Consider the following 20,016-nt stretch of genomic DNA (forward strand, 5'->3'; position numbering starts at 1 on the left):
GCCTAACATTTAAATTTGATTTTATAAATTTTAGGTATTAAATAGCAAAAATCAGATAAAGACTATGGATAAAATAATGAATCTTCAAGAACATGCAGATAATATAATTTCCTGGTTATGGGCTGCGATGCCTAACTTGCTTTGGGCTATCTTTCTATTATTTGCGGGAACATATGTTATTCGTTTCATTAATAGAATGGTACGTAAATTCTTTTTAAGGAAAGACTATGATTTGGCTTTGGAAACCTTTCTGCAAAGCTTTATCAACATAGCCTTAAAAATAATACTATTTGTTTTAGTTATTACTCAACTTGGCGTTCAAACAACCTCTTTAGTTGCGGTACTTGCCTCTGCTGGTTTAGCAATTGGTTTAGCATTACAAGGATCATTGGCTAATTTTGCAGGCGGAGTACTAATATTAATATTTAAACCCTTTAAAATTGGAGATTTTATTTCTGCTCAAGGCGTTGATGGAACCGTAAAGGAAATATCGATTTTCACTACAAAAGTAAGCACCTTCGGAAACCAATTGGCGATAATACCAAATGGACAACTTTCTAATAATACTATTGTCAACTATAATGCGCAAGATACCAGAAGGGATAAAATTGATGTTGGTATTGGGTATGGTTCAAACATAAAACAAGCAAAAGAAATTCTTTTGGCAATATGTGCAGAAAATGAAACTATCCTTAAAACTCCTACTCCAGAAGTGTATGTAGGCGAATTAGGAGATAGCTCGATAAATTTAACACTTCGTTTTTGGGCAAATAACCCAGATTTTTGGGCAGCCCATTTTTATGTTTTAGAAGAAACAAAATATCGATTCGATGCTGCCGGTATTGAAATACCATTCCCACAACGTGTGGTTACGCAATTGAAAAATTAAAATCACCTATAATTGTAAACCAAAATCCTCTAATGACTAGAGGATTTTTTTTTGTAATTAGTTAATTTACAGTTTATTATTTACTATATTTAAGTAAAATCAATGGTTATGAAAAAGCTTTTAATTATGATGTTTTTTGTTTCCAATATCTGTTTTTCCCAGGGGGTACAGACCATTGGGAATTCAAGTGGTTTAATGACTCCAGCACAAATGGGGATGTCTTTTTTTGAAGTGCCTATTGAAGGTTCGCCATATATGAATGAAATTTTTAAAAAAGGAAAAACTATAATTAATGGCAAACATACGAGTAATGCTTTAATGAGATATGATGCATACCGTGATGCAATTGAAATAAAAAATGAAAATGATATAGCAAGAACTTTGTTGAGAAGAAACAACATAGTAGCCGATATAGATGGTACAATCTATATGGTTAGGGAGTATCGCGAATCAAGTGATATTAAATTGGGGTATTTCAACCCACTAAATGAAGGATATGCCAGACTTCTAAAAAAACCAAAGAAAATATTTATACAAGCCGAAAATCCAGAAAACGGGTACGATACATTTAAACCTGCAAAATATCAGGACATATCAATGTATTATATGCAAAAAGGTGATTCGCCTGCTATTGAAACTAATTTATCAAAAAGAAAGATTCTAAGTTTTTTAGATGATAGTTCTGAAATCTTAAAACAATATATTAAAAAAAATGAATTGAATATGCGTTTAGAAAGTGATATTATTGAATTGCTAAACTATTACAATACTCAGGAAATGAATAAGAAAACGCTATAAGTTATTTATTACTTATCCCTCTTTGTTTGAAGAACAAAGTCCTTTAAATAATAAGGCTCAAAATACGCAACATCCTCAAAGTCTTTCTTTTTAAATTTATCGAAAGATATCGTTGCCATTTCTTTTGCCGATGGCACAATATCTAGGTGAAAGATAAGATTGTTAGAATTGAAAAATCCTTTAATCTTCTCGGCGCCACTTCCCAGAAAATGAACAGAAGTCGAGCTAATATACGCTTGAAATGATTGTTCATCTATAATTTCTGCCTTTGTTTCCCTTACTTGATTAAGATGGTAATCAAAAACGGCAGAATATACCTCCATACGTCTAGCGTCTAAAACCGGAATTATTGCAGCATTATCATTAACACCCTTTAATTGAGAGGCCATGCTTTTTAATGTAGAAACAGAAATAAGCGGTACGTCCAAGGCATAACAAAGGCCTTTTGCGGCTGAAACTCCAATTCTTAACCCAGTATAAGAACCTGGTCCTTTACTTACTGCTATCGCCTCTAAATGCTGCATTTTCAAATTAGCTTCATGCATTACCTCTTCAATAAATACGTGTAATTTTTCGGCATGAGAATAGTTTTCAGAATTTAATTCTTTCGTCGCCAATATAACTCCGTCTTTCGCCAAGCATACCGAACAATTTGTAGAAGATGTTTCAAGATTTAATATTATGCCCATGATGCAAAGGTATTACATCCTATAAAATGAAAAAGCCTGTAACAGGTAAATGTTACAGGCTTTTAAATTATAATTAATTCGACTAGTCTAAAGAAATAGGAATGCCAAAATAGAATTCTAATATTTTTAACCTAAAGATATAATCGTATTTAGTACGTATAACATCTGCTGCAGCATTATCCACTCTGGATTGTGCCTGACTAAATTCGAAAGAATTCATTAAACCTACATCGAAACGTTCTTTGGAATAGTTGTATGCCAAAGTTCTAGCCTCTAAAGTTTTTTCAGCGGCATAGTATGCTTTTGCAAATGTTGTAACATCAACATACCTTTGATTAACAGTTGTTTCCAAATCTAACTTATCTTGTTCAAACTGAAGTTTAGACTTTTCTAAATTTATACGTGAACGTTGAACACTATTACGGGTACTCCAACCATTAAAAATCGGCACATTTAATTGAGCACCATAAGAGATACCATCAAAAATCCAAAGTTGGTCTATGAACCCAGGCGTAAAAACTCCTCCATTTCCATCTGGCAAAGGTTGGGTGGCATCAGAATATCTTGCTCCATATTGAAAAAACCCACTTAAGGTTGGAGCATATGCACCTTTTGCAATCTCTAAATCTTTCTCAGCTAAGTCTACAGTAGATTTAGAAAATTTAATATCATTTCTAAATTCTAATGCTTTGGCAAAAATTGTTTTAGCAGAGTTATTCAATATATCCGATGGTGGAACTTCGAAAGATTCATCCGCGATATTAAAATTTTCGTAATCCGTTATTTGTAAAAGTTGTGCAAGGTTTATTCTTGAAATCAATACTAAGCTTTCATTATTGACCATTTGTTGTTCTTGCCCAGCAGCAGTCGCCTCTAAATCAAGTAAATCCCCCTTAGGAACAACCCCAGATTCAACCAATTCTTTTGTTCGTTTTAAATCTTGTTCTGTAATAGCGTACTGCGCCTTTGAAACTGCCAAAGCCTCTTTATTTGATAAGATTTGAAGATAAGCATTAGCAACACTCAACTTTATATCATCTTTCAGATTATCTAATCTATACTGATTACCAATTGCATTTAATTTTGCGCGTTGTAATTGTTTAAAATTCCTTAATCCGTTGTATAGCGTAATATTAGAACTAATATTACCACTAACGCTAACGGTAGATTGATTACCTGCAACAGGCTGGTTAGAGGTACTTACAATTGTAAACCCTACGTTTTTTGATGCACTTGAAGAAGCATTTAATGTAGGCAACATATTTCCGATAGCATCAGATTCATCGATTTTTGCATTTTCTAAATCCAATTCGAATTGTTCAACCGTAAGGTTGTTCTCGACCGCATAGAATACGCACTCTTCTAATGTCCACTTTTTTTGCTGTGCCATTGTTGTCATCATGGCAAACAAAAACGTAAAGACGGTTATTTTAAATTTCATTTTTTGATTGTTTTGATTTGTATTTTGATTGATTCCTTATTCTACCGATTCTTTTTCTGCGTCTTCCTCTTCACCCTTCTTAACAGGTTCGGTTTTGTTCCATTGTTTAACCTTATCATCTTTTGTTAACCCAGAAATAATTTCAACATTGATTCCATCAGAAATACCTATTTCAATATCCTTACGTTCAAATTTTTGTTCTTCGGCAGAACCAACCAACACCTCAACATAAGGTTTATCTGTTTGTCTATCGAACTGCAGCAACGCTTCTGAAATAACCAAAACACTATCTTTTCTTTCTAATACCAAAGATGCATTTGCACTATACCCCGCACGGATAAAAATATCTTCTGAATTTTCTACATCTCCTTCAATCTTAAATTGAACAGCTCCGGTCTCTTCAATACCTTTTGGTGCTATAAATCGTAATTTTGCATTTAATTCTTTTCCTTCTACAGCACCTAAGTTTATTTTTAAAGGTGCGCCCACTTTTAATTTTCCAACTTCACCCTCATCGACTTTACCTTCAAATATCATTTTACTCAAATCTGCAATAGTAGCAATTGTAGTACCATCATTAAAATTGTTACTTTGAATAACTTGGTCACCTTCTTCTACAGGTATTTCTAATATAGTACCGTTTACAGTAGCCCGTATATTGGTGTTTGCGCTTGACGAACCGCCTGTAGAACCTACTCGAATAATCTGATAATCCGCTTGAGCATTTTGTAGTTCTTGCTTTGCTTGATCATAACGCAATTGTAAGTCGTTAAAATTTTGACTAGAAATAACCCCTTTATCAAAAAGAGTTTTATTTCTATCGTATTCAATTTTAACATTACTAAGAGATATATTGGCACTATTTACTCTACCTTTTGCCTGATTTAATGATTGTTCATTCGGAACAACTTTAATAACAGCTATTAAATCTCCTGCTTTAACTTCAACACCTTCTACAAGGTATATTTTTTCAATAATTCCGGAAATTTGAGGTTTTATCTCTATTTCGTCTTCAGGAATCAATTTACCTGTTGCTACGGTTTTCTTCTCAATATTTGAAATAAAGGGACTAGAAGTTTCATAGGTAATAGATGATTTACTGTTGCTTTTGATAAAAAATACTGCTGCCCATAAAGCCCCAAGAACTACTAGGCCAATTAATGTATATTTTACAAATTTGTTCATTTTAATAGTTGTTTATCGTTTAATATTTGGTTATTGTTATTGTTCTAATTTATTCTTCTCTTAATGCTTCAATAGGTCTTATACTAACAGCTCTTTGAGCAGGAATCAATCCTATTAAAGTGCCTAAAACGACCATAATGACCAGGGCTCCTATAACATAAGGTATTGGAACCGTTGGGTTTGTATATGGAAAATCTATATCCTTAGTGAGTGAATTAATGAGAGCTAATACACCTGCCCCTAATATGATTCCTAGAATACCCGCGATGAGTGTTAAAAACACAGATTCCATAACAATTTGATTTCTAACTTCCGCTGGTGTTGCTCCCAAAGCCCTTCTAACTCCTAGTTCCTTAGTTCGCTCTTTTACAGAAATAAGCAATATGTTACCAATACCAATTACCCCTGCTAAAATTGTAGCAATACCTACAACAAGAGACATAAAAGTTAATCCGTCGGCAAAACCCATTGTTTTAGAAAATGCCTCTCCTAGATTAAACGAACCAAACGCACGTTCATCTTTAGGATCAACCCTATGAATATTCCTAAGCAAGGTTTTAATATCTTTTTCTACCTGTACCACATCAACATTATCATAGGCAGCAATACACATATAACCAATATTATCACCAGAATTATATAATTTTTGATATGTTGTAAATGGTATAAACATAGCGCTATCAGAATCAAAGCTTACACCTTGTGCAAGTTTATGAACACCTATTACTTGAAAATAAACGCTACCAACCCTAATCCAGGTACCTACAGGATTTTCATCTTTCTTATACAGTTCTTGTTCAACCCGTTCACCAATTACAATTACTTTTCTAGCTTGATCTATATCTTCTTGATTGATAAATCTACCACCGTCATATATTTTCTTGGTAGATATTTTGGTGTAAATAGGATAATCTCCATTTAAAACATAATTACCATATTTTTGACCACGAACTGTATATACGGGTTCTGACCCAAAATCCCCTTGAGTAATTCTTGGAGCTATATATTGAACTTCAGGAATTCTATTCTGAATTGTTTTAACATCATCTAATTTTAACTGTAGTGGTCTTCCTGTTTTAAAACCATCAAATGGCATGCTTGTGCTTTGTGCCCAAACGAACATACTATTAATAGCCACTGTTTTAAAAACCTTATCAAAACCATTATCCAAGCCTTTTGCTGCACCGGATAATGCTATATAAATGAATATACCCCAGAGTACCCCAATAATGGTTATTATAGTTCTAGTTCTATTCTTACTAATAGAACCAAAAATCTCTTGCCATGTATTTCTATCAAATAAAAACCCCATATTATTCGTCTCTTAGTGCTACAATTGGTTTAATACGCGCCGCTCTTTTTGCTGGAATATACCCTGCTATACCACCAAAAATTATAAGAACAAAAGTCGCAAATATGGCAACCGGCATATCTATATATGGATTCGTTATAAAAAAGTCCTCCAAAGTTTTATCTAAAGAACTTAAGATTGCTACACCTATTAACATTCCTAAAATACCCGATATCGTCGTTATAAAAATAGATTCTAGTAGAATGGTACCAATAACCGATTTAGGTGTAGCACCCAATGCTTTTCTTATACCTAATTCCTTAGTCCTTTCTTTGACCACAAAAACCATAATATTGCTTATCCCGATAATGCCGGCTATTATTGTTCCAAAGGCTACAAACGACACAATTATCTGTAAAACACTTGCTAACTGTTGTGTTTGTTTCAACCCTTCTGCCACATTTCTGATGTATATACCGTTTTGATCATCGGGATTAATAAATTTCTTTTCTTTGAAAAATGTAGAAAGACTTTTCTCTAAAGCTATAGCGCCTGAATACCCTAACTCTGGTCTAAAAGCAACAATAATTTGATCGACTTTATCTGTATTTTTCTCTATCAGCTGTAATGTGGTATAGGGCACATATATTCTACGTTCCTCATCATCGCCACCATCGTCTTGATACACCCCTACTACTTTAAAAACACTTCCACCAACATCTATATACTTACCTATCGCATCTTCTTGACCGAATAAATCTTTCTCAACCAGCCTACCGATAACCGCATTCTTAGTTTTTTTCTGGATATCCAATTTATCAAGATACCTACCTTTCATGATAATGGTTTTCTCTGCAAATTGATGTGAAGGAGCAACACCCCTTGTGGAGTAGTTGTTAGATTCGTTTTTATGTTTAGTTAAATAAGACCTACTAATTCTTGGAGTCACATATTCTAAAAATAATGGAAAGTCCTTTTCAATATCATGTATATCAGACCTATCGAACTCTATTTGGCGGCCAGATTTGTAGCCTTTATAAGGCATTGTAGTTTGCCCAGGAAAGAATGTGATTATATTTTGAGCATCATCCTCAAAAAACAACTGAAAGGTATTTATAAGGCCATTACCAAAACCAAATAAAACTACAAAAATTAAAATTCCCAATGCCACCGTAAAACCGGATAAAAAAGTCCTTAACTTATTTTTCTGGATGGTTTGAAATATTTCTCTCCAATTATCTCTACTAAACATACTTTGCAGCTCTAACTTGTTCTATTTTCTTATCCTCTATAATTATTCCATCCTTTAAATGAACAATTCGCTTACACATGTCTGCAATATCAGGTTCGTGGGTAACAATCAATATTGTGTTCCCTTGGTCATTTATCTTTTGAATTAGATCCATAACTTCATAAGAAGTTGTGCTATCTAAAGCACCTGTTGGCTCATCTGCCAATAATACTTTAGGTTCGGCAGCCATAGCTCTTGCAATTGCAACACGCTGTTTTTGACCTCCAGAAAGTTCACTAGGCAAATGATTAGCCCACTCCTTCAGTCCAACTTGCGTTAAGTATTTTAAGGCCTTTTCTTGGCGTTCTTTTCTAGGTACTTTTTGATAGTATAATGGTAGTGCTACATTCTCTGCTGCACTTTTATAATTTATTAAGTTAAACGATTGAAAAATAAACCCTAAGAATTTGTTACGATACTGAGCAGCCTTGGTTTCATTTAAATTTTTGATAGGGACACCATCCAACGTGTAAGACCCTTCATCTAATTCATCTAACATACCTAGAATATTCAATAACGTAGATTTTCCAGAACCGGAAGAACCCATTATAGCTACCAATTCACCTTCTTCGACATTAAAATTTATTCCTTTAAGTACGTGAAGTGAATTCTTGCCCATTTTATAGGACTTATGAAGATCTTTAATTTGAATCATGTTGGTTGTAGTTTTGAACAATCTTTTACACTGTCTATCGATTAGACTAATCTGTGTTTAAATTGTTACATCAATTTATTTATTTTTTTACTTTATTAGTTTTCAGCCAACTCATCAGGCTTTACTTCGTTCCAAACTTTTATTTTTTCACCTTCTTTAATTCCAGAATTTATTTGAACATAAATACCATCGCTAATACCCAGTTCTACATCTCTTCTTTCAAATTGCTGTTCTCCATTTTCAATTTCTACAAACGGTTTTTTAGTTTTATCATCAAACTGAACCAATGCTTCCTTAATCGATAAAACATTATCTGCTCGAGCCAATATTATAGATGCATTGGCACTTAATCCTGCTCTAATAAATATAGAATCTTGCTTTTTTAGGGTTCCTTTAATTTCAAATTGTATCGCACCATTTTCCTCATTTCCTTTTGGAGCTATATAATCTAATACGGCATCAAAAACTTTATTTTCGATTGCTCCTACAGTTATTTCTAATGGAAGGTCTTCTTTAATTTTACCAACTTCAGACTCATCAACCTTACCTTCAAATATCATTTTATCAACATCTGCAATTGCCGCAATGGTAGTGCCTTCATTAAAATTATTACTTTCTATAACTTGATTTCCTACTTCTACCGGAACCTCTAGTACCATACCACTAACCGTTGCCCTAATTTGAGTGTTGGCAGCATTGCCATAACCTGCAGTTGTACCTGTTTTTACAATATCATATCGTTTATTGGCCGCCGCATAGGATTGCTTAGCTTGATTATACGTTACCTCTGCCCTTTCCAAATCTACTTTTGAAATAACCCCTTTATCGAACAACCCTTTTTGACGCCCTAAATTACGCAATTGATCATCTAAATTAATTTTGGTTTCGTCAATAGTATTTCTTGCATCATTTAAAGAATTAAGATTGGGAACAACCTTTATAGTACATAACAAATCGCCTGATTTTACAAAATCGCCCCCTTCAATAAAAATCTCCTCAATTACACCAGATATATTCGGCTTAATTAAAACTTCCTCTAACGGGAGTATGCTTCCTGTAGCCATCGTTTTCTTAATAATTGTTTGTTTCGAAGGTTCTTCCGTTAAATAAACCACTGGGTCTTCTGAATTTTTTTGATATAAATAATACATAGACCCACCAAAGGCCAGTACTATGATTAGTAGGATGATAATTGTTGTTGATTTTTTCATTTTTTGATTGGTTAACTATTTTTCTAATCGATAAATTTATTCAGTTCTTAACGCTTCAATAGGCCTAATTTTAATTGCACTTTGGGCGGGTATAAAGCCTGCTAACAATCCTGAAAATATTAAAATTACTAATGCACTCACCACTACACCTAAACTTACACTGGGGTTAACAAACATATCTACTGGACCCACAGAATCTAGTACTGCATTTACCCCGTAAATAAAAACTGCACCGAAAATAATACCGACCATACCTGAGATTATGGTCAAGAAAATAGATTCCATTAAAATTTGCTTTTTGATAGACCAAGGTGCTTCCCCCAATGCCCTTCTAATTCCAATTTCTTTAGTCCTCTCTTTAATAACTATCAACATTATATTGCTTACACCTATTATACCTGACAACAATACAAGAACACCAACAAAATAAGCGACCCATCGCAATGCCCCGAACAAGCTTTCTACCCTATTAAATTGCTCATATAAATCAAAATAACCTACAGCGCGCTTATCATCTGGATGTATTTTTCTTTTCTCTTTTACCACACTTACAATCTTTTCTTTCATGTCTGAAATTGAATTACCGTCTTCGGCCGTAATTGCCATCCAACCAACATCATTACCCATATTAAAAGCTAGTGAAAAAGCAGTAAATGGCACGAATATTTCCTTTTGCCCTTCCTCACCACCACCATCACTCTTCTTTTGATAAGTACCAACTACCATGAAATTTACGCCTTGAATTTTCAGATATGTACCAAGTACTTCCTCACCAAGTTCATATAATTCATTCTTTACACCATCACCGATAACAGCTATTTTACGCTTGTCCTCAATATCATTTTGATTTAGAAATCTACCCGATGTAATGGTCATTGGTTCTTGTCTAATAATCTGAGGATAATCTCCATACACATTAAAAGCTCCTGTTTTTAATCCTCGAACAACATTATTACCTTCTCCAAAACCACCTAGTTGATTACGAGGAGAAATAAATCTGAGGTTTGGCACATTATCATTAATTGCCTGCACATCTTCTAATTTGAAACTAAAACGTCTTCCTTTCGGTAAGCCTTTATATGGTATTGTGGTATTTCTTGACCACATAAACATAGTATTGGTTGCTATATCACCAAAATCTGCCCGAATTCCATTTTCCAAACCTTTACCTGCAGCAAGTAGAATGATAAGAATGAAAATGCCCCACCCTACGCCAAAAGAAGTAGCTAGTGTTCTAAAAACATTACCAGATAATACTTCTAAAATTTCTTTCCAACGGTCTTTGTTGAACATGGTTTCACATTATTAATTATTAGTTTAAGGAATAAACTAATCATCCATTAATCCTAACATAATTTCAAATAGGAATTACTCGTCCCTTAAGGCCTCAATAACATAAATTTTTGCAGCTCTCCAAGCTGGAAAAAATCCCGCTACGGCACCTGCAAAAATCAAAACAAAAACAGTAGTTAGTGCCACATTAAAGTTCACTGATGGATTCAAAATATAATCTACCTCAACATGAGGACCTACTATCTCTAATAAACCCATACTTAATATGAGTCCGCTGAAGCCCGCTATTGCGGTAATAAAAATGGCCTCATGTAAAATCATAGCTACTATCGACCATGGCTTAGCTCCTAATGCCTTTCGTATACCAATTTCTCTAGTTCGTTCTTTCACCACTATCAGCATAATATTACTTACACCTACAATACCAGCGATGATTGTACATACACCTACAAACCAAAAGAAAAATTTTATTCCACCCATAAGGGAATAAAACCGCTTAGCTTCTTCCATTGGATTATATACCTGAATAGCACTAGTATCGTCTGGAGAAATTGTATGTGCTTTTTGAAGATATGATTTAATGTCGTTTTTGAATTTGATAGATTGGGCAACTGCCGTCTCAAAATCGTCTACAGGAGGCAATGTATAGGATAAATTATTAAGATGATCCGCGCCGTTAAAAACTTGCTGTGCAGTACTAACAGGAATGTAGATGCGGTCCTCTTCCCGTTCACCGCCAATATCACCATAGACCCCAACAATTTTAAAAGATATACCAGATATTTCTATAAACTCTCCAACAGGGCTTTCCAATTCTTTAAATACTTCGCGATTTATTTTATTGCTGATAATGGCCACCTTCGCCTTTACAACTTCATCTTGATGGTTTAAGAATCTTCCTTGTGAAATAAATTCATTCTCTATAAACTGAAACTGACTAGATACACCTTGTACGTTATATGCCAATGACTCGTTTCCGTAATTTACAAATACATTTCGAACAAATAATCTGGGAGACTTATGCTCAATTTGGTCTTCTAATAATACTCCTGCAAATTCATAATTCTCATTTCGTAATTGAATAGGCCTTCCAGGGTTCATTCCTTTATAATCAATTGTAGTGACACCGGGCCAAACCCAAACGCTAGTAGTAGCATCTTGCTCAAATTCTTTGGCAATACCATTTTGCATGCCTTGCCCGAAACCCAATAATATTACCAAAATAAAAATTCCTGAAGCTACGGAAAGTCCCGTGAGAAAGGTTCGCAATTTATTTTTGCGAATAGTATCGAAGATTTCCTGCCAACGTTCTAGATCGAACATGAGATTGATTGATTAGATTGATTGATGAATGCAATACAAGAATCACACAATCATAAGACTAACCAAATTGAAGAATGTTACACTATTTTGATGAAAAAAATTAAAAATAGATTTAAGACCGTATTTTTCTATAGATAAAATAGAATAATCCTGCGACCAAAACATAGGGTATGGCCATCAAATATACAATACCGTTATTTATACCTTCGGCAGCTTTACCCGACGATTCACTTTCCAATACCGCTCTACACATGGCACATTGTGCATCAGCATCAAATGGAACTACTATGAATACCACTATAAGTGTAAATATGGCTTGTTTAGTATACATAGTAAGGAGATATCATTAAATAGACCACAACACCAGTAACGGCAACGTACAACCAAACAGGAAAAGTGTATTTCGCCAATGCTCTATGGTCTTCGAATTTCTTTAGATATGCCTTAGCATACGTACGCAATACCAGAGGAATTAATGCAATCGATAAAATAATATGTGTTATTAATATGAAATAATATACATAACGAATAACACCTTCACCACCATAAGAAGTGGAATCCGAAGTCATATGATATGCAATATACATTACAAGAAACAACAAAGACAAAAAAATGTTCGTTGTCATTAATTGCTGATGAAGTTTCTCATTACCATTTTTAATTGCCCATACTGCCACCAATAATAGCACAGCAGTAATTCCATTAATAGTAGCATATATTGGAGGCAAGAACGACAATGGTTCTACATTAGGTATTTTAACCATAAAAAGTATGGTAACTACCACAGGGATTACAATTGAAACCACTGCTATCAATCTATTAAATTTTCGTTCGTCTGACATCTTTACTTGCGTATTTAAATCTTTACTCATTTAACAACTTTTGAATATCACTTTTTAAAATACCTATTTCTTCCGTCTCGCCATGGTCATTAACCCCTTTTTCCTCTAAAATTGCTCCCCTATAGTACACTATAGGATTTCCAAATTGATCTATTCTAGACCTTAAATAGCCTTCCTTATCCACTAATGCAAACAATCCAGAATGTTCAAAACCGCCAGGAACATCTGGCATTTCAGCAGCGAATATATTGAAGCCAGCATTTGCCAATCGATACACCACATCTTTATCACCTGTCAATAAATTCCACCCTGGTTTTTGAATTTTATATTTATCAGCATAAGTTCTTAAAACCTGTGGGGTATCAAACTCTGGAGTAATACTAAATGAGGCAATACCAAAATGTTCATTCCCTTTAAAATATCTTTGAACATCAACAAGGTTAGTGGTCATTACAGGACATATACTAGGGCATCTTGTGAAAAAGAAATCCACTACATAAACTTTACCTAAATAATCCTTATTACTAACTACAATACTATCTTGATTGAGGAACTCAAAAGAAGGCACCTTGCGCTTTTTACCATCTACCAAAATATACCCCAATCTCTCATTATGAACAGATACATTAAGCCGATCGTTTTCCACCACTGTATTTGATGATAATCTTTTTACTATTCGTGGAATAACAATTATACCAAAAATTAGAACTATTAATGAAACCCAGACATACGTATACTTCTTATTCATTACTTAATTCTTTCGGTATTATTCTTTTTTAATGCCAGACGATATTCTGCCAAAACTATTTTTATATCATCTACCATTTTATTATTTAAATCCGCAACAGAATTTGAATTGAAACCATATTTAGTACCCTCATCCTCATCTTTAGCTCTGCCTCTAAGCTTAAACTCTTTATCAATTATAAAAACAAATGGAGTTCCTAATTTATCATCTAATTGAATATCTGTTTTAAGGCTAGAATATAATGTCTTTATTTCTTCTTGAGTTGCAAATACGAAATTCCATTTATCAGTTTCAGACAAGGTTGCAAGCTCCTTTTTAATCTTATCTACTTTATTCTCAGTACCAATAGGAACAATCATAACAAACTGAAAATCATTAAATTCATGAAATCGTTTATATATCTTTTGGTTTAAATTAAATGCATTTCCTTTTCTTGAATCTACATTTGTTCCCAAAAAGCCTAAAACAGTAATTTTATCCTTAAATCTTATTTCTTTCGAAAAATCTATTTCGTTCACATTTTCGGTAAGCACTGGCAATTTTCCAAAGTTATTAACCCCAGAAGCAAAGAATAAATAAGCAACAATCGGAAGCACAAACAAGACAATAAGAACAAAGGCCTTTTTCATAAATCAAGAAGAAAAATTATCGGTCAAACTAATTAACCCCGATTGAATAACTATTAAAATAGAAACTAAACAAAAATAAAAAAGACGATTATAAAACCGTCTTTTAATTCTGTTAATTATCACTTAGAAATTCCAAGCAACAAAGCCATCTTTATATACGTTGTAAATATAATCTGCTTCAACCAGTAGAATAAATACTAAATACAACACCAAGAATATTGGTGTCCAAACAATAGCTCTTCTTAAGGCAGACTTTTCGTCTCGTAAGTGCATAAAGTCCCAAGCAATATAATATGCTTTTACTAAAGTAAGTATAATGAATATCCAGTTTAACAACTTCATTCCTAAAACGTAAGTACCTGTTAAAACTTCTGGCTTAATAATACCTAAAACAACTTCTACTGCTGTTATTAAGGTCAAAAAAGCTAATACTCCCCAGATTTTCTGTGTGTTAGATTTGAACTTTACAAGTCCTCTAAAAATCTCCAATTTATGTTCGTGTGCCATTTTACTATAATCTATTATATAAATCTATCGTAATTCTATAATCTTTTAGTGAAATTAAACCAAGTAGAAAAAGGTAAATACGAATACCCAAACTAAATCTACAAAGTGCCAGTACAACCCAATTTTCTCAACCATTTCATAATGTCCTCTTCGTTCATATGTACCAAGAATAACATTAAAGAAAATAATAATATTAATGATTACACCAGAAAAAACATGGAAACCGTGAAAACCTGTTATAAAGAAAAAGAAATCTGCAAACAACCTACTACCATATTCATTATGAATTAAGTTGGCACCTTCAACAACTTGCGTTGCGTCAGCTAACTTTTTTAATGAAGTTTGTCTGTCTAAAAGTGTTTTCTCACCTTCTTCATTAATTAATTCCGTTCTAATTAAAATATTAGGGTTTGCCTTAAAGCCTTCAACAACCTCTTCTAAAGAAAAACTAGTTAATGTTGGTTCATCAAAGAACCACAGACCATTCTTTCTTTCGTGAACAACTCTTTCACCTGGCAATGAGACAGCAAAATCTGACAATGAAGCTCTTTCTCCACTATCTGCTTTTACGAATTGCAAAATTCTACCACCTTTAGTTTCTAAAGCGCCGTGATCACCTTTAATAAAAGTTCCCCATTCCCATGCTTGAGAACCTACGAATATTGCACCACCAATTATGGTAGCAAACATATACCAAATTACAGCATTCTGCTTCATCTTATGACCTGCATCAACCGCCAATACCATCGTTACAGATGACATAATCAAAATAAAAGTCATAAAAGCCACATAAATCATGGGATAATTACCATGAAAAAATGGAACGTGAGTAAACACCTCATCGGCAATTGGCCATGTTTCTATAAATTTAAATCTTGAAAAGCCGTAAGCTGCTAAAAATCCTGAGAAAGTTAACGCATCCGACACAAGGAAAAACCACATCATTAATTTACCGTAGCTTGCTCCTAAGGGTTGATTGCCTCCACCCCATACGCTTGTTTCCGTTCCCGTTGTCACCGTAGAATCCATATACTGATTATCGTTTTAATAAAACTTTAGCAAATTTACATTTTTTTGAACTATATAAAAGCGCAATTTGAGTCAAAACTTATTTTCAGACACTTTTTATTTAACAAAGGTCATAAATATCACCAAATAGACCCATAACAAATCTAAAAAATGCCAAAAAGTAGCCCCTAAGGTTACTCCCAAATAATTCTCTTTATTATATTTTCCTTTGCTTTGGTTATACATCACTATCAAAAGTGAAATTATACCCGCTACCACATGCACAATATGAACCATTGCTATCAGAAAAACATAAGACATTTTTATACTACTTGTTGGGCCTGTAAAATAATATCCTTGAGCGACCATTTCTGAAAAACCAGAGAATTGCAGTATTATAAAAGCAACACCAAGTGCAAGGGTTATCCACATCCAAAGAGTACCCTTCTTAGACTGCCCTTCTTTAATAGCGTTTTTTGCCAACATATAACAAAAGCTACTAATAATAATGACAATAGTACTATATACAAAAAACTGTGGCAAAGCTACATCACTAGACCAATCTTCTCTTGAGCTACTTACAATGTATGCACTTGTCCAACCAGCAAACCCCATTAACAAACTCACTATACCAAACCAAAGCATCATTTTTTTTGCCCTGGCATTTTTCTCTTGCTCTGTTCCTTGTGTCAAATCCATATTAACCTAAAAATTTATCTATTACATACACTATTTGCATCAGAGTTATATAACTGACGCTTGCTAGCATTAATTTTTTCGCTGAGGTATTATCCCTTTTAGAATATAACTTAAAGGCAAAACCTAACATCACAGCTCCCATCAAAAAGACAATTACAGCAGCTATAACCGATAATTGTAATCTCCCAGTTATACCAAAAACAGGTATTACCGATACCACCATCATCCAAATCGTATACATTATTATTTGCAATACAGTAGCGGTATCTTTTTTACCGGTCGGCAACATTTTAAATCCACCACTTCGATAATCATCATCCAACATCCAACCTAAAGCCCAAAAATGAGGAAATTGCCAAAAAAATTGAATCATGAATAATGTTCCAGGTTCAATACCAAAATCATCGGTAGCAGCAACCCAACCTAGCATAAATGGAATCGCCCCAGGAATAGCACCGACAAATACCGCTAATGGGGTTATTGTTTTCAACGGAGTATATACACTGGTGTAAAGAAATATAGAAATAGCCCCAAACATTGCCGTTTTAGGATTCAAAAGGTATAATGCCAATACACCGAGCAACGTTAAAACAATTGCCATAGTCATAGCCGACTTAACCGAAATTCTACCCGTAGGAATTGGTCTATTTTTAGTACGCTTCATTAATGCGTCTAAATCTCTTTCAATTACTTGATTGTAAGCGTTACTTGCACCAACCATACAATAACCCCCAAATGCCAATAGTAATACCTGTACCCATTGAATTTCATAAGCACCCAAAAAATACCCCGCAATAGAAGAAAAAACGACACTTATTGCCAATCTAGCTTTGGTAATCTCCTTAAAATCGGTAAAAATCAATGCTAGTGCACTACTTTTTGTCGAACTAACGGCCGTTTTCATGTTTAATTTAAATAGATCTGCAAAGATAACCCCCTAGTCATATTTCTGCAACCTTAAACATTTATTTCTAGTATATTTGAGAGTAACTAAATTTACTTCTTATCCCTTAAAAATGAATCACTTAAAATCTATTTTCACTCTAGCGATATTTATGTTCCTCTCTACAATTTCTTGGAGCCAAGAAAAGAACGTCATAATCACCATAGATACTCTTACTAATGAAGTATATATGCTTACAGGCCAAGGTGGAAATATAGGACTCTATGTAAATGCAACCAATTCATTTATGATCGATGATCAGTTTGCAAGACTTAGCCCAAAAATAAAACAAGCGATAGCAACTATAACCAACCAGCCCATTAGCTATTTATTTAACACGCACATGCATGGGGATCATACTGGCGGCAATGCAGAATTCAATACGAATAAGACAACTTTAATCACCCAAGATAATGTTCGAAAAAGTTTAGAAGAGAGGCTTATTGAAAAACCTGAACTTAGCAAAGAAATTCTACCAGAAATAAGTTTTTCTGAAGAGCTGAAAATATATCAAGATGGGGAAACTATAATGGCATTTCATGTACATAACGCCCACACTAATGGTGATGCTATGATATATTTCATTAAAAATAATGTCTTACATATGGGTGACACCTACTTTTCAGGACGCTATCCTTATATTGATTTAGATAACGGCGGAAGCGTTGATGGTTATATTTCTGCACAAAAGAAGGCTTTGATATTAATTGATGAGCTTACAGTTATCATCCCTGGTCATGGGCGACCATCGAATAAAAAAGAACTAAGCACTTACATTGCTATGTTAGAAGATATTAAGAATAATACTTTAAAAGCAATAGAATCAGGAAAAACATTAGAACAAGTTACAACAGACACTACTATTTCCGACATATATGACAATGACTACGGAACTGGCTTTATCAATCCTGAAAAATTGAGAAGTACATTCTATATCAGTTTAAAAAATTAGTAGATGCACTTAAAATCAAAAAAAATCCCGAGCTAGTAGCTCGGGATTTTTTTTTAAAGTATAAAATAGTATTATAAACTATTGCAATTTAAAGTTAATTGGAATACTAAAAGGCACACGTACCGCTCTACCTCTTTGTTTACCTGGTGTCATCTTAGGTAGTTTTCCAATAATTCTAGCTGCTTCAGCCTCTAAGTTTTTATCCGGACCACGCATTCTAATGTTACCGATGCTACCATCTTTTTGGATAACGAACATAACACTAACCCTACCTTGAACACCCATTTCTTGAGCAATTTCTGGGTAACGGAAATTTTTACCAATATGCTTCTGAATCATTGTATTGAAACAAGCTCTCTTATCGCTCTCATTTTCACAACCTGGAAAAACCGGTACATCTTCAATTACAGCGAAAGGTACATCCACATCTTCTTCAATTTCATCAACGACTACATCGTCAACTTCTACGATTTCTTCATCTTGACTAGTTTCAGTAGACTCAATTACTGTTTCTTCAACCTCTTCTTCATCTTCTACCACCTCAATAATTTCAGGTGCAGCCGGTGGCGGTGGCGGTGGTGGAGTTTTAATCTGCTCCGTCATCGGAACCTCTTCATCTAAAAGGTCATCCACATTCATAGAAATATCATAATCATTGACTTCATCATAAGTCTTCCACTCAAATGCCACATAAGTAAATAGCATTACCGCGAACAATCCGATAACAAAATAAAGACTACTGTTCTTTGTTAAATCCGCCTTAGGATTCTTTTTAGGTTCCATATATATTCAATTTTGTGATTGCTAATTTAACTAAATAATCCATAAAAATGCAATTAATATTTTCATTTTAACGACCGCTTTCGAAAAAACCAAAATCGAAAGACCAACATTCCCGATATAGCTCCGGTAGAATTGGCCAATGCGTCAAGCGGATCACCATGTCTATCATAGGTAGCTATATTTTGTATAACTTCAATAATTATGCCGTAAACTACTGCAAATAAAACTATGTACCACAGCAACTTAAGCATGTCTTTTTCTTGTAAATCTTCCTTGATACTTGCCGAAAAAGCCAACAATACCATTACAAAATAAAAGGTGAAATGAACCACTTTGTCCATATGAGGGATATCAAACCTAGAGGTATCTACATCTGAAAAAGAAAATAAGCTGAAAAATGTTACAAACATCACCCAGCTTATGAATAGCACTTTAAAAACAAGGTTTTTAACCACCTATAATTTCTTTATATGCCACATCACTCAACAAATCTTCCAATTCACTGGCATCACTATATTTTATTTTTACCATCCATCCATCACCATAAGGATCAGAATTAACTTTTTCTGGCTCATCTTCAAGCGCCTCATTGAATTCAACTATCTCACCAGATAAAGGAGAAAATAGATCTGAAACTGTTTTTACAGCCTCAACAGTTCCAAAAATTGCTTCACGGTCTAAAGTTTCATCTAAGGTATCTACTTCTACATAAACAATATCACCTAGTTCACCTTGGGCGAAATCTGTGATTCCAACGATTGCAATATCACCGTCAATCTTTACCCATTCGTGGTCTTTTGTATACTTTAATTCAGCTGGTATATTCATTATAAATGTTT

Annotated in this window: 23 protein-coding genes; 3 read left to right on the forward strand and 20 right to left on the reverse strand. The window is 33.9% G+C overall.

Going from position 1 to position 20,016, the window contains the following annotated elements:
• Nucleotides 1–64 precede the first annotated feature (64 nt).
• On the forward strand, nucleotides 65–889 hold the full coding sequence (locus AACZ49_RS12725) for a mechanosensitive ion channel domain-containing protein (RefSeq protein ID WP_339655485.1): 825 nt from the start codon (nucleotides 65–67) through the stop codon (nucleotides 887–889).
• 108 nt (nucleotides 890–997) lie between these two features.
• The gene (locus AACZ49_RS12730; protein ID WP_339655488.1) at nucleotides 998–1,687 is read left to right on the forward strand and encodes a hypothetical protein; all 690 of its coding nucleotides are present in this window, start codon (nucleotides 998–1,000) and stop codon (nucleotides 1,685–1,687) included.
• Nucleotides 1,688–1,695: 8 nt separating this feature from the next.
• Here AACZ49_RS12730 and tsaB read toward each other — a convergent pair whose 3' ends face one another.
• The 17 genes from tsaB to cyoE form a co-directional block, all read right to left on the reverse strand.
• On the reverse strand, nucleotides 1,696–2,376 hold the full coding sequence (gene tsaB / locus AACZ49_RS12735; protein WP_339655490.1) for a tRNA (adenosine(37)-N6)-threonylcarbamoyltransferase complex dimerization subunit type 1 TsaB: 681 nt from the start codon (nucleotides 2,374–2,376) through the stop codon (nucleotides 1,696–1,698).
• Between the two features lie 82 nt (nucleotides 2,377–2,458).
• On the reverse strand, nucleotides 2,459–3,817 hold the full coding sequence (locus AACZ49_RS12740) for a TolC family protein (protein WP_339655492.1): 1,359 nt from the start codon (nucleotides 3,815–3,817) through the stop codon (nucleotides 2,459–2,461).
• Between the two features lie 36 nt (nucleotides 3,818–3,853).
• Complete coding sequence (locus AACZ49_RS12745) at nucleotides 3,854–5,002, reverse strand: efflux RND transporter periplasmic adaptor subunit (RefSeq protein WP_339655495.1); 1,149 nt, start codon at nucleotides 5,000–5,002, stop codon at nucleotides 3,854–3,856.
• 49 nt (nucleotides 5,003–5,051) lie between these two features.
• Nucleotides 5,052–6,314 (reverse strand): ABC transporter permease, encoded by a 1,263-nt coding sequence (locus tag AACZ49_RS12750; protein ID WP_339655498.1) that lies wholly within the window; start codon nucleotides 6,312–6,314, stop codon nucleotides 5,052–5,054.
• A gap of 1 nt (nucleotide 6,315) precedes the next feature.
• Entirely contained in the window at nucleotides 6,316–7,545 is a 1,230-nt protein-coding gene (locus AACZ49_RS12755) for an ABC transporter permease (RefSeq protein ID WP_339655500.1), read from the reverse strand.
• Nucleotides 7,538–8,239, reverse strand: a complete 702-nt coding sequence (locus AACZ49_RS12760; protein WP_339655503.1) for an ABC transporter ATP-binding protein — start codon at nucleotides 8,237–8,239, stop codon at nucleotides 7,538–7,540. The genes AACZ49_RS12755 and AACZ49_RS12760 overlap by 8 nt, the downstream gene beginning before the upstream one ends.
• A 95-nt stretch (nucleotides 8,240–8,334) precedes the next feature.
• Entirely contained in the window at nucleotides 8,335–9,450 is a 1,116-nt protein-coding gene (locus AACZ49_RS12765; RefSeq protein WP_339655506.1) for an efflux RND transporter periplasmic adaptor subunit, read from the reverse strand.
• 36 nt (nucleotides 9,451–9,486) lie between these two features.
• Nucleotides 9,487–10,743, reverse strand: a complete 1,257-nt coding sequence (locus AACZ49_RS12770; protein WP_339655508.1) for an ABC transporter permease — start codon at nucleotides 10,741–10,743, stop codon at nucleotides 9,487–9,489.
• A gap of 75 nt (nucleotides 10,744–10,818) precedes the next feature.
• The gene (locus AACZ49_RS12775; RefSeq protein ID WP_339655510.1) at nucleotides 10,819–12,066 is read right to left on the reverse strand and encodes an ABC transporter permease; all 1,248 of its coding nucleotides are present in this window, start codon (nucleotides 12,064–12,066) and stop codon (nucleotides 10,819–10,821) included.
• Between the two features lie 112 nt (nucleotides 12,067–12,178).
• Complete coding sequence (locus tag AACZ49_RS12780; protein ID WP_339655513.1) at nucleotides 12,179–12,397, reverse strand: hypothetical protein; 219 nt, start codon at nucleotides 12,395–12,397, stop codon at nucleotides 12,179–12,181.
• The gene (locus AACZ49_RS12785; protein ID WP_339655709.1) at nucleotides 12,387–12,908 is read right to left on the reverse strand and encodes a DUF420 domain-containing protein; all 522 of its coding nucleotides are present in this window, start codon (nucleotides 12,906–12,908) and stop codon (nucleotides 12,387–12,389) included. The genes AACZ49_RS12780 and AACZ49_RS12785 overlap by 11 nt, the downstream gene beginning before the upstream one ends.
• Before the next feature lie 22 nt (nucleotides 12,909–12,930).
• Nucleotides 12,931–13,656 (reverse strand): SCO family protein, encoded by a 726-nt coding sequence (locus AACZ49_RS12790; protein WP_339655516.1) that lies wholly within the window; start codon nucleotides 13,654–13,656, stop codon nucleotides 12,931–12,933.
• Complete coding sequence (locus AACZ49_RS12795; RefSeq protein ID WP_339655518.1) at nucleotides 13,656–14,285, reverse strand: hypothetical protein; 630 nt, start codon at nucleotides 14,283–14,285, stop codon at nucleotides 13,656–13,658. Before AACZ49_RS12795 ends, AACZ49_RS12790 begins: the two co-directional genes overlap by 1 nt.
• Nucleotides 14,286–14,408: 123 nt before the next feature.
• Nucleotides 14,409–14,792 (reverse strand): cytochrome C oxidase subunit IV family protein, encoded by a 384-nt coding sequence (locus tag AACZ49_RS12800; protein ID WP_339655520.1) that lies wholly within the window; start codon nucleotides 14,790–14,792, stop codon nucleotides 14,409–14,411.
• Between the two features lie 54 nt (nucleotides 14,793–14,846).
• Entirely contained in the window at nucleotides 14,847–15,821 is a 975-nt protein-coding gene (locus AACZ49_RS12805) for a cytochrome c oxidase subunit 3 (protein ID WP_339655522.1), read from the reverse strand.
• A gap of 96 nt (nucleotides 15,822–15,917) precedes the next feature.
• Nucleotides 15,918–16,499: a cytochrome c oxidase subunit 3 gene (locus AACZ49_RS12810; protein ID WP_339655524.1), complete on the reverse strand. Its 582-nt coding sequence runs from the start codon at nucleotides 16,497–16,499 to the stop codon at nucleotides 15,918–15,920.
• Between the two features lies 1 nt (nucleotide 16,500).
• Nucleotides 16,501–17,403, reverse strand: coding sequence for a heme o synthase (gene cyoE / locus AACZ49_RS12815; protein WP_339655526.1), 903 nt, complete (start codon nucleotides 17,401–17,403; stop codon nucleotides 16,501–16,503).
• A gap of 112 nt (nucleotides 17,404–17,515) precedes the next feature.
• Between cyoE and AACZ49_RS12820 the strand changes: the two genes are divergently transcribed.
• Entirely contained in the window at nucleotides 17,516–18,394 is an 879-nt protein-coding gene (locus AACZ49_RS12820) for an MBL fold metallo-hydrolase (RefSeq protein ID WP_339655529.1), read from the forward strand.
• Between the two features lie 78 nt (nucleotides 18,395–18,472).
• Here the strand turns inward: AACZ49_RS12820 and AACZ49_RS12825 are convergent, their stop codons facing one another.
• The 3 genes from AACZ49_RS12825 to gcvH all read right to left on the reverse strand — a co-directional run bounded on the left by AACZ49_RS12825 (nucleotide 18,473) and on the right by gcvH (nucleotide 20,005).
• Nucleotides 18,473–19,177, reverse strand: a complete 705-nt coding sequence (locus tag AACZ49_RS12825) for an energy transducer TonB (RefSeq protein ID WP_339655532.1) — start codon at nucleotides 19,175–19,177, stop codon at nucleotides 18,473–18,475.
• Nucleotides 19,178–19,239: 62 nt separating this feature from the next.
• Nucleotides 19,240–19,587: a VanZ family protein gene (locus AACZ49_RS12830; RefSeq protein ID WP_339655534.1), complete on the reverse strand. Its 348-nt coding sequence runs from the start codon at nucleotides 19,585–19,587 to the stop codon at nucleotides 19,240–19,242.
• A 37-nt stretch (nucleotides 19,588–19,624) separates the two neighbouring features.
• Entirely contained in the window at nucleotides 19,625–20,005 is a 381-nt protein-coding gene (gcvH, locus tag AACZ49_RS12835; RefSeq protein ID WP_339655537.1) for a glycine cleavage system protein GcvH, read from the reverse strand.
• Nucleotides 20,006–20,016: the final 11 nt, after the last annotated feature.

It is taken from the genome of uncultured Maribacter sp., from assembly GCF_963975365.1.
GTDB lineage: Bacteria > Bacteroidota > Bacteroidia > Flavobacteriales > Flavobacteriaceae > Maribacter.